We start from the raw sequence: 10,742 nt of genomic DNA on the forward strand, positions 1-10,742 counted from the left end.
ACGGGCACCAGTTCGCTCACGTCGACGTTGTGGACGGGGAAGACCTTGAGTTCGCGGCCGCTGACGTCCGGCTGATCGAGTTCGCCGATGATGCCGGACATGATGCTTAACTGCCCGACGGTGGCGACCACGATGAGTTTGCCGGTGGTCGGCTCGGCGGTGATGTGGCCGAAGCTCGGCAGCAGCGGCTTGAGGATCTCAATGAGCTTCTCGGCGTCGTAGTGGCGGACGTCGAAGATCTTGCGGACGATCTGGTTGCGAGGCCGAATCTCGTCGAGGTCAACCTCGGGGCCGAGGGTCTTGAGCTGGGCCTTGGCCACCTCGGCGATCGGGATCAGGTGGACGGTCCGCTCGCGTTCCTCGACGGCTACGCCGTATTCGTGCAGGGCGGTGTTGAGGATCTCAAGGGCCTCGATCTTCGGCAGGGGCGTGGGGTTGACCAGCGTGATTTTGATGTCCTTGACAGCGGGAGCGATCAACACGGGCTTGCCCATCTGGTCGGCCAGAAACTTGGCGATCTGGTCCATCGGCGCGTTGTTAAACGAGATCGGGATCGGTTTCTCAGCGGCCGGTTCGCTGGCCGAGGTCGGCTGCGTCTGAGGAGCTGAAGCCGCCTGTGTCTGGGTGGCCGGCGCGTCGGCGAGAACCGACGCCGGACAGAGGCAGACAGCCAGCAGGAGCATAGAGACGCCGATCGGTCGCCAGGGGGTAACGGTCTTGTGCATCGTGGTCACTTCCTTTGTTCGGTCTGTGCCGGTTGGGTTTCCGCAGCGGGTGCGGAGGTCGGTTGGTTCGTCGGCTGCGTGGCCGGTTGGGTCGCCGGCGATGTCGCCGTCGGCGGCGGTGCGGGCGGAGCGCCGGGCCCGTCCTGGCCGGGCGACGGCGGGAACAGCCGCAACGTCTCGGGCTTGCCCTCGTATTCGATCACCACCTCGTATCCGTCGATGGACTTGACGGTCACGCCGTTGGCCGACTGCCCGGCCTCGATTGCCACCACCGCGCCGCCGCGCGCGTTGAACAGGGCGACGTTGCCCAGCACGCCGCAGAGGCTCATGCCGTGGCCTTTCTCGGGCGGCGCGGCAAAGATATTGCGGGCTTTGATCGCGGCGGCGATTTCAATCGGTTTGGGCGGCGCGGCCGGCGCGGGCGTGGGCTCCGCCGCTTGCGTGGCCGGCTGTGTCGCGGACGGCTGGGTGGTCGCCGCCTCGGACACGGCTGGGATGAACGCCCGCCACTGGGCGTGGCGGACGATCTGAAAGACCACGTCGACGGCCATCAGGCCCGCGACGACGGCCACGGCGACGGCGAGGTACCGGCGGTGTCGATCGGTGAGTTTCAGCCGGGCCATCGTTTCGGTCCCTTCTCCGCCGCTTTGACCAACACGGACACGGTCATACGCACGGTCAGATTGCCTCCCTTCTTGGGATCGCCGGACAGGTCCAGGCTCTCGATGCTCAACACGCCGGGAATGCGGTGCAGTTCGGCGATGAACTTAAAGACGTTCTCCCACCCGGCTTCGCCGTCGATCTGGAGCATGGCCAGTGCCAGCGTCGGGTCTTCGTTCCACGACCGCGTGGCCGACCAGGTCGAGTGCTTAAGCTGCAGGCCGCCCCTCTGGACCGCCGCGACCAAGCCGTCGCCGACCACGGTCATCCGCCGGCCGTACTCGTCGGGCGGAGCGAACTCGCCCGCTTTCTCCCGCCACTGGTCCAGCTTGGTCGAAAGGTAGACGCTTTTTTGGCGGTCGAGCAGGAGCTTGGCAACCTTGGCCGCGTTGGCGGCGTGTGTCGCGCGGAGCTCGTCGTACGACGTCAGCGCCGGTTCGATGATCAGCAGATATCCGGCGATTGCGGCCAGCCCGATCGCGCCGAGGGTTAAAGCCCGTTTATCGCGTTGGGTGAGGTTCATCGCGTCGCTCCCGGCCAGTTGGATGGAAACTCCCGCACGCTCGTCACGTGGGCGGTGATGGTGAACGCGCCGCCTTGCCCCGGTTCGCTGCGTTCCGGGTGGACTTGGTCGAAGCGGTCGCCATCAAGCATTGCCTGGGCGAAGGCGAAAACGGCTTTGGCGTCCGGGCAGACCCCGCGAATGACCAGTCGCCGATCGCGGCTGAGCTGGATCGAGGAGAGGATCATGCCCGGCGGCACGTGCGGGCACAGGTCGGCCAGGATCCCTTCGGGATCGATGCGGTACTTCTCGAGCCGCCGCATCGCTTGAACCGACGGGTCAAATTCGGAGAGGATATTGGGATCGTTTTCGGCGTTCTGGATGAAGCGATCCATGCGGCTGTTCTCAGCGGCCAGCGCGCCCACGTGGATCAGCGCCGCGACCGCGATCAGCGCCGCGGCGACCGCGCCGCCGATTCGCAGCGAGAGGAATCGCCGAAAGCCGACCGGCTGAGCGCGGGCGGACCGGCGCGGCCGAACGGCCAAGCGGATCATCGTCTCGTACTCGAAGCGTCCGGCAAAGGCCAGGCCGATCGGCAGGGCCCATTCGGCGAAGACCTCCGCGGCAACCGGCTGGTCCGATTCGTCCACGAGATTGGCGGCGGGCAACGCGGGCTGAAAGGCAACGCCCAGCCGTCGGCCAAGGTCGTCGGCGAGGGCGGACGTGCCCGCCTGTCCGCACCAGAGGATGCGGGTGATCCCGGCGATCGGCGTTTCAGCCTCAACGGCCTGCTGGAGACTACGAGCGAGGCAGTCGCCGGAAAGGTCGCTCACGGCCATTCGTCGGACCGAGGTCACGTGGCCGCCGGCGAGAACGGCGAAAGTCCACTCGCTTCCGTCGGCGACGAGCAGGATCTCGTGACCATCGCCGATCGGTTCCGATATCGCGTGGCGGCGAAGGCCGCCGAAGGCCTCAGCCGTCGTGGTCAGCAGATCCGGAGCGAAGCCCGCACCGGCAAGCTGGCTCACGGCTGACGAGACGACCTGGTTTCGGGCCGCCTCGACCAGCACCTCCACGCCGCCGTCGCCGCCCTTTCGAGTCGTGCGGCGATAGCCCCACTGCACGCCATCGAGCCCGACGGGAAGGTCGGCCTCCAGGCGATGGGCAATCACGGCGCGGAGCCGCTGGTCGTCCATTTCGGGCACGGCGAAGCGGCGACTGATGACGCCCGATCGTCCGACGGCGGCGAGGCGCAAGAGGCTATCCGGCTCATGCGTACTCGGCGATGCCAGAACGGCGCGCTCGGCGGTAAAGACGCCGCCGGCGGTGCGCACGAGGCGGGCACGCCGGCCGTCAAAACGGAGTTCGACCTGGCGGTACTGCCGACCGGTGAGCGTTGTGGCGGATATGGTACTGCTGGTCATGATGCTACGGGCTCTCCTGCCAGTATAGGATTCGCGGCGACCGGCCTCCGCGGTCGACGACGCACTCGATGGCGCCGCGGGCCAGACCCGAAGCCGACCGTCCGACGCTGACGATGCGAAAGACATTGGACCGGATCGTCACGCTGTTTTCGAGCTTGCCGAACGCGCTGCGGTCGATGCCGTCTACGTCGAGCAATTCGCCGACCGATTCGAAGTAACCGATCGCATCGCGCCGGCGGATGACGGCGTCGGCGGTTTCCTCGCTGAGGCTGGGCAGCGTGCGAATCACCACGGCCGGCGCGGTGTTGATGTTGATCCGTCCGGACAGTATTTCGTCGTCGACGAGCGTGATCTGGTCGACGATGGCTTTGAACATCGTCTCGGTAACCGCTGAGTCCTTCTCGGACGGCGAGCGGTCGTGGAAATCCTCATCGGCGCCCGCGGTCTCCGGATGGCGTTTAACCTCGAGAAGATCGACCAGGTGCTCGAACTGCTTCTGCTCGCGGGCCTTGATGATCGACTTGGCCGCCCAGGCCTCGAGGTCCAGCCGCTGGGCCAGCGAGGACTCATCGGCTGTCTTGATGTTAAGCCGCCGGTCGCCGTCGGCGTTGACGTTGCGCTCGTAGCTGTAGACGGTCAGGTACGTCGCCCAACCCTGCGTCAGCCGCCCGTCGCCGTTGTCGGGCGGATCGGAAGCCAGCCCGTCGTCCTCGGCGGCGTCGAGCAGGCCGTTGAGATTGACGTCCTCGCCGTAGAACAGATCCTCGGTCACGTCGCGGACCAACAGCAGTTCGCGAACGGTGCGGAACGGACCGTTGCGGATGTTGTAGGGGTGGGCGAGGGCCAGGTAGTGGCTGCGCTCGATGCCGTCGGCTTCGGGTTCTTCATTGTCGTCGCGCCAGTCGATGATCGCGGAGGCGATCGGCGAGGTCATGTCCGGAAGCTTCATGAGCTGCTCATGGCTCGCCGCGTTCAGGTTGAGCTTGGCGCTTTCGTCGGTCGCGCCGTAGATCGTGAGCATCGCGTCCTGGTCGCCGTGGACGACACTGAACGTCCCGCCCGCCAGTTCGCGGTCCTCGAACGCGGTCGGATTGTCGGCCCAGGAATCGTCGAGGCAGTCCACGTCGGCCAGATCGTCGGTGAGTTCCGCGATCGCCCGCTCGACGCCCGCCCGGGCCAGCCATCGCGCAGCGCAGCGGTCGTTGCGGATCATCGCGACGGCGGTGTTCTGCCGGACCGCGAAGGCCAGGCCGCCCGCGACGAGGGCCAGGACGGCGATCGCCCACAGGACCAGGACGAGCACCATCGCCCGGTCGGGTCGCGTTCTCGGATGATGCGCTCGCCGGTTCACGGATTGCCTCGCGGATTCGGCTGACGGGTCGCGCCGATCGCGACCACGGTGGACAGCGTCAGCACGTCGGGTTTGCGGTCCAGACGCGAGTCATCGGCGACGGCGGCGACGGTCACGCGGACGGCCCGCGGCGGAGCGGGCTGCTCGACCCACTCCCGCTGCCACTGGTCGCCGTCGTAGTACTCGAAACTCAGGTCGATGATGCCCTCAGCCACCACGGTGGCCAACCCGCCGTCCTCCGGCTCGTCGTCCAGTGCGTGGTCGCGGCGGCACAGCAGCGCCGGATACTCCCGTCCCGGAAGCGTCGCCAACGAGAAACTCGTCTCCTGCTGGTCCGACTCCGGGCCCTCGGGCCGACAGCGGCGCTGGTCGATCACCAGCAGGTCGATCCGATCACCCGGCTCGCCGCGATCGCCGGGCCGACCGACCAGCACGGGATCGTCGCCCTGGACGTCGCGCCGAATGTTGCGAAGTGCACTCGTGACGCACTCGATGGCCTGGCGGGCCTGACAGAGCCTCTGGCCGCGCCGATCCACCGATTCGCGGGCGCTGGTGAGCGAACGGACGGCGCTGACGGCTGAGACCACCAGCAGACCCGATATCGTGATCGCCAGCAGCAGCTCGACGAGCGTGAACGCCGTCCGCGTCGACTTTTGGATTCTGGTTGTCTGGATCATCCGCCGCATTCGTCTACCGTTCCTGCGCGACCGGCTGGCGGTCGCTGGGAAGCTCGTCGACACCAAGCTGAACGGCCTCGTAGTCGTTCAGCAGTGTGGCCAGTTTCACCGTGCCGCTGTCGGTGGCGGTCTGCCACGTGACCGCGACCTGCACGTCGAACAGCTCTCCCGCGGTCAGCGACTCGATGGCCACTTCCCACTCGAAGTCCACGTTGCCGCGGGCCTCGACGCCCTTGGCGGGCTGGCCGAGCGTCCAGATGTGCGGGCCAATCATCGCCACCTGGTTCATCAGTTCCTCAGCCAGATAGACCGCCGCCGTCCGGTGCTCGCACCGCTGCTGATTCCGCAGGCCCAGCGTGGCTGACGACATCAGCCCAACCACGCCCACGCCCAGAAGTACCGTGGCGGCCAGGGCCTCGATCAGCGTCAGGCCGCGGACACGCCGTCGGCGAGCGTGTTGTTCACCTTGTGCCCGGTTTATCAACATCACAGTGTTGTCCGTCGAACGACCCGTTGTCCTGGTCGTCAATCTCCAAGATCGAACTGGTCAGCCACCGCCTCAGCGTCGCCGGCCGGTTCGAAGGCCACGCGGCCGCTGTGAGTATGGATCACCAGCAGATAATCGCAGCCGTCGCAGCGAACGCGGATCGACGCGCCGCTGCTCGTGCCGTCGGGATAGAACCGCAGTTGCCGCACGCCGGAACTCCAGAATGTCCCGTCGCCGCCGCGGCAGCCCAGCAGTTCCATGCTCTCGGCGAGGCGTCCGGGCTTGAGGTACGAGGTCCGCAGCAACTCGCCCTGACCGTCCTTCTCGGCCGGTTCGACCACCGCGTAGGCCTTGCGGTCCAGATCGATCTCGACCGCAAGCTCGCGGCCCTCGGCCGCCGCCAACTCGCGGACCGTGCGGACGGTGTGCTTGAACCGCGCCACGGCCTCGCGCATCTGTCCGCTTTCCATCGAGCGGCCCATTCGCGGCACGATCAGCCCGGCCGTCACCGTCAGCAGGACGACCACGACGATCAGTTCGATCAACGTGACCGCGCGGCGTGCGAGTCCTTTGGTTTCTGGACAATTATCTCGCTGCATGGCTTGCGACTCTCAGCGGCGTCGGCCTCACCAGTTGCCGATGTCCTTGTTTTCGTCTTCGCCGCCCTCCTGCCGGTCGGCGCCGAACGTCAGCAGATCGAAGTCCGAGTTGCGCTGACCGGGAAAGACGTAGATGTACTCGACGCCCCACGGGTCGATGATGTCCTTGTCCTTGACGTACGGGCCCTTCCACGCCTCGGCCACGTCGGGCGGCGCCTGGACCAGGGCCCGCATGCCTTCCGACGCTGTGGGAAAACGCCCGCAGTCGGTGTAGAACTCCAGGACCTTGGCCTCGAGCGTCCCGATGTTCTGTTGGGCCACAGCCTGCCGGGCCCCGCCGATCCGGCCGATGAACCGCGGCACGATCAGGGCGGCCAGGATACCGATGATGACCATCACGACAATAAACTCGATCAGGGTGAACGCCCGCTGCATCGTGCGACGGCGTCTGCGATTATTCCGTTCGATCATGGACTAACCTCCAACTCCGACAGTCTGGAATTCGACGATGGCCAGCACCAGGCCGGCCACGATAAAGCCGATGATGCCCGCCAACGCCAGGATCATCAGTACCGGCAGTATGGTCACCACGCGGTCGAGGGTCACTCGCGCCTCGGCCTCGTGAATGTCCGCCGCCTTAAGCAGCATCTCGTGAAGCCGTCCGGTGTTCTCGCCAATCCGCACCATCTGGATCAGCAGCGGGCGGAACAGGCCGCTCCGCTGCAGCGGCCGGGCGATCGACTCGCCGGACTGGATCGAGGCGGCCACACTCTCCATCGCCTGGCGCATCGCCGCGTTCTGGACCGTCTCCTTGGCCGCCGCCAGGGCCTCGGTGATCGTCACGCCGCCGCGGACGAGAATGCCCATGCTCCGGGCGAAACGCGATGACTCGGTCTGGGCGATCAGCCGTCCCCAGATCGGCACGCGAAGCTTGAACCGGTCCCACCTGGGCCGTCCCGGGCCCTGCAAAACCCAATGCCGAAACGCGAAAACGCCCGTCGCGACGGCCGCCAGCAGCAGATACCACCAGTCGCGTACGAAATCGCCCGCGCCCATCATGATCCGCGTCGGCAGCGGCAGCAGCATCGTGTCAGTACCCAGCGACTCGATGATCCGCGGCACGATCACGGCCACGATGATGACCACCGACGCCAATCCGACCAGCAGCAGGATCGACGGGTAGATCGAAGCCGTACGCACCCGGTCGCGCAGATCGTTTTGGCGCTCCAGCATCTCGGCGAGCTGACCGAGCATGGTATCGAGCATGCCGCCGGTCTCGCCCACGCGGACCATCCGGATGTACAGCGGCGAGAATATCCGCGGATGCTCGTTCATGGCGTCCGAGAGGCTGCGGCCGTGTTGAACGTCGCCGGCCAACCGGCCGAGCAGTTCGCGCGACGGCCGGTGGTGCAGTTCCTGCTGCATGACGTCCAACGCGTGCATCAACGTCAATCCGGCCTCGAGCGACGTGGCGAGCTGGCGGGTCAGGATGGCGAGCTGCTTGCTGCCGATCCGCAAACGGTTCGAGCCCGGCGTCTCCGACAGCGCCGCCCGCTGGGACTTGGCGTCAATCCGGGTCACGCAGGCGTCCTGCCGGGCCAGTTCGCGTAGCGCCGCCGTCCGGTCCGGCGCCTCCAGTTCGCCGGAGACCTCTCGTCCGCTTAAGTCCACCGCCTTGTAGACAAACGTCGCCATGCTCTGCTCGTCAGTGTATCCGGTTCATGCCATCGGCGCCTCGGGCGGCGGTCAGTCGGCATGCGGCGTCTGGCCGACCACGTCCTGCGTGACCCGCCAGACCTCTTCCAGCGTGGTGGCGCCGGCCAGGACCTTGCGGTAGCCGTCGTCGCGCAGCGTCACGAAATTCGGCCCGGCGGCCCGGCGAACCTGGCTGCCCGACGGCCGCGTCATGATCACCTCGCGAAGGGTGTCGTCGATCACGATCATCTCGAAAACGCCCACGCGCCCGCGATAGCCGGTGTTGTGGCATTCGCGGCATCCGCGGCCGCGCCGCAGCGTCGCGCCGACAAACTCGCCGGCCCCGTTGCCGACCTTCGAGAGGATCTGCTCCGACGGCTTGTACTCCTCGATGCAGCGCGGACAGATCACCCGCACCAGCCGCTGGGCGATCAGGGCTTCGACCGTGGTCGCCAGCAGGTACGGCTCGATGCCCATGTCGAGCAGCCGGGTGACCGCCCCGGGGGCGTCGTTGGTGTGCAGCGACGAGAAGACCAGGTGGCCGGTCAGGGCGCTGCGGATGGCAATGTCCGCGGTCTCGCCGTCGCGAATCTCGCCGACCATCATGATGTCGGGGTCCTGGCGGAGCATCGAGCGCAGGCCGTTGGCGAAGTTCAGGCCGCGCTTGGGGTTGACCTGCATCTGGTTGATCCCGTCGAGGTGGAATTCCACCGGGTCCTCGATGGTCAGGATTTTCTTGCCTGGGCTGTAGATGTGGTGGAGTGCGGCGTACAGCGTGGTGGTCTTGCCGCTGCCGGTCGGCCCGGTCACCAGCACCACGCCGTGCGGCCGGCGCAGGATACGATCAAGCGTATCGAGCATCTCCGGCCCCATGCCCAGTTCGGAGAGCTTGTGCAGCGTGTGGGACTGATCGAGGATGCGCATCACCACGCTCTCGCCGAACATCGTCGGTACGGTCGAAACGCGGATGTCCACGTTGGCGTCGCTGCCGACGAACTTGATGTGCCCATCCTGCGGCACGAACCGCTCGGCGATGTTCAGGTGGGACATGATCTTGATGCGGCTGATGATCGCCGCCTGCAGGTGCCGCGGCGGCGGCGACATTTCGTGCAGCACGCCGTCGATCCGATACCGGACGCGGAGCTGCTTTTCAAACGGCTCGATGTGGATGTCGCTGGCCCGGTCCTGCAGGGCTTCGAGGATGATCAGGTTGACCAGGTTGATCAGCGAGGGTTCGCGGGCCAGCTCGTGCAGGTGACCGACGGAGTCCCCCCCCTCAACTTCGTCGGCCACCATCTGCTCGGCCAACGAATTCGCCATGCGGGAGGCGGATGTGCCGTAGAACCGTCGGATCGCCTCGGCCAGGTCGTCCGGCCGGGCGTACGATCGCACGATTTCCAGGCCGGTCAGGGCCTCCAGGTCATCGACTGCGGCCAGGTCGAACGGATCAGCCATGGCCAGTTTCAGCCGACCGTCGGTGGCGCTCAGCGGCAACACGCGGTAACGCTGGGCCATCTCCGCCGTCACGTGCCGAAGGGCCTCGGGGCTCACCTCCAGGTCCGCCAGGTTCGCCACCGCCAAGCCGCACTGAACCGCCAGGGCGTGGACCACGTCGGCCTGTTGGACGATGCCCAGTTCGCAAAGGCGCTCGCCGAACCGCCGGCCGTTGCCAGCCGTCGGCCAAGCGACGCCGTCCAACCGTTCACGTGCCAGGTAACCTAGCGAGACCAGGATTTCGCCCAGCCGCTGGGACACAAATACCTCCTAGTTTTTAGACGCCGAAGACGGCCGGAATGTTGCACACTTCCTTCAAAAGTCATGAAAGAAGAATAAATGTTCATTTATAATTATACTTACTTCTATTTATATGGTGGCGAGACTGAATATCCATATTATTCACTTATACTGCAGCATGTGCTTTTATTCCATACCTTTACCGTAACCACCTTTGGGGTTATTCAACGAAACCCACGGACCGGACCGGCCCCCCCAGTCGAGGCGCTGGGTGCCAACCGTGGCTCCTGATTGGCGAGGTTTTCATGGGGCTGATCGAAGTATTCAGCGTGCCGCCTACGGGAGTTCTCCGTCGCTGAACCACACATCATCAACCGTAGGACAAAGCAGCAGGTCCTTGACCCGGAACCGCATGCTGAACATGTCTTGTGATCGTGCCGGATGGAGCACCACGGCCGCATCGGGCAGATCGCAGTAGGACGACGGGGTCGCGATGGCGATGCAGTCCTGGTCCATCGGCAACCGGCCGGAATCCGCGGCGGCTACGAGTCCGGAACGGCCGGTATTCGTCGCGACGATCACGTTCGTCACATGGAAGGCGGCGGCTCGCTCACGCGCCTGTTCCATGACGGCCGTTCGGATCATGGCTCTCTTTCCTTCACTTGCCGGTCGATCCATTGGTCCAGACCGGCGGCCTGGATGGCTCTGATGTTCCGCTCACATCGACTGCCTTCCTGAAACTGCTTCAGATACACGACGCAGGGGAAATCGCCGCACTCGGCGCAGGTGGCGAAGCCTTTGCCGTCCGCACACTGTCGTATCCGGCATTCCAGGGACGCCGCCAATGCGTTGTGAATACCGCCCCAGCAGCCCTCGCATCCCACTTCC

13 protein-coding genes are annotated in these 10,742 nt (G+C 65.9%); all 13 read right to left on the reverse strand.

Going from position 1 to position 10,742, the window contains the following annotated elements:
- Window positions 1-725: hypothetical protein (locus GXY33_22425; GenBank protein NLX07907.1), on the reverse strand; the 725-nt coding region annotated here is incomplete at its 3' end.
- A gap of 5 nt (window positions 726-730) precedes the next feature.
- Window positions 731-1,348 (reverse strand): hypothetical protein, encoded by a 618-nt coding sequence (locus GXY33_22430; GenBank protein ID NLX07908.1) that lies wholly within the window; start codon window positions 1,346-1,348, stop codon window positions 731-733.
- On the reverse strand, window positions 1,336-1,908 hold the full coding sequence (locus GXY33_22435; GenBank protein ID NLX07909.1) for a type II secretion system protein M: 573 nt from the start codon (window positions 1,906-1,908) through the stop codon (window positions 1,336-1,338). Before GXY33_22435 ends, GXY33_22430 begins: the two co-directional genes overlap by 13 nt.
- Window positions 1,905-3,311, reverse strand: a complete 1,407-nt coding sequence (locus tag GXY33_22440) for a hypothetical protein (GenBank protein NLX07910.1) — start codon at window positions 3,309-3,311, stop codon at window positions 1,905-1,907. The genes GXY33_22435 and GXY33_22440 overlap by 4 nt, the downstream gene beginning before the upstream one ends.
- Window positions 3,312-3,315: 4 nt before the next feature.
- Window positions 3,316-4,662: a hypothetical protein gene (locus GXY33_22445; GenBank protein ID NLX07911.1), complete on the reverse strand. Its 1,347-nt coding sequence runs from the start codon at window positions 4,660-4,662 to the stop codon at window positions 3,316-3,318.
- Entirely contained in the window at window positions 4,659-5,339 is a 681-nt protein-coding gene (locus GXY33_22450) for a prepilin-type N-terminal cleavage/methylation domain-containing protein (GenBank protein ID NLX07912.1), read from the reverse strand. The genes GXY33_22445 and GXY33_22450 overlap by 4 nt, the downstream gene beginning before the upstream one ends.
- A 13-nt stretch (window positions 5,340-5,352) precedes the next feature.
- A complete protein-coding gene (locus tag GXY33_22455; GenBank protein NLX07913.1) occupies window positions 5,353-5,826 on the reverse strand; it encodes a hypothetical protein in 474 nt (157 codons plus the stop codon).
- A 38-nt stretch (window positions 5,827-5,864) separates the two neighbouring features.
- Window positions 5,865-6,425, reverse strand: a complete 561-nt coding sequence (locus GXY33_22460; protein NLX07914.1) for a hypothetical protein — start codon at window positions 6,423-6,425, stop codon at window positions 5,865-5,867.
- Between the two features lie 27 nt (window positions 6,426-6,452).
- The gene (gene gspG / locus GXY33_22465; protein NLX07915.1) at window positions 6,453-6,896 is read right to left on the reverse strand and encodes a type II secretion system major pseudopilin GspG; all 444 of its coding nucleotides are present in this window, start codon (window positions 6,894-6,896) and stop codon (window positions 6,453-6,455) included.
- Window positions 6,897-6,899: 3 nt separating this feature from the next.
- Window positions 6,900-8,120 (reverse strand): hypothetical protein, encoded by a 1,221-nt coding sequence (locus GXY33_22470; GenBank protein NLX07916.1) that lies wholly within the window; start codon window positions 8,118-8,120, stop codon window positions 6,900-6,902.
- 51 nt (window positions 8,121-8,171) lie between these two features.
- Window positions 8,172-9,875, reverse strand: a complete 1,704-nt coding sequence (tadA, locus tag GXY33_22475) for a Flp pilus assembly complex ATPase component TadA (GenBank protein NLX07917.1) — start codon at window positions 9,873-9,875, stop codon at window positions 8,172-8,174.
- 315 nt (window positions 9,876-10,190) lie between these two features.
- Complete coding sequence (locus tag GXY33_22480; GenBank protein ID NLX07918.1) at window positions 10,191-10,499, reverse strand: hypothetical protein; 309 nt, start codon at window positions 10,497-10,499, stop codon at window positions 10,191-10,193.
- On the reverse strand, window positions 10,496-10,742 hold a 247-nt coding region (locus tag GXY33_22485; protein ID NLX07919.1), incomplete at its 5' end, for a DUF3795 domain-containing protein. The genes GXY33_22480 and GXY33_22485, both read right to left, overlap by 4 nt.

This window comes from Phycisphaerae bacterium (genome assembly GCA_012729815.1).
Lineage (GTDB): Bacteria > Planctomycetota > Phycisphaerae > JAAYCJ01 > JAAYCJ01 > JAAYCJ01.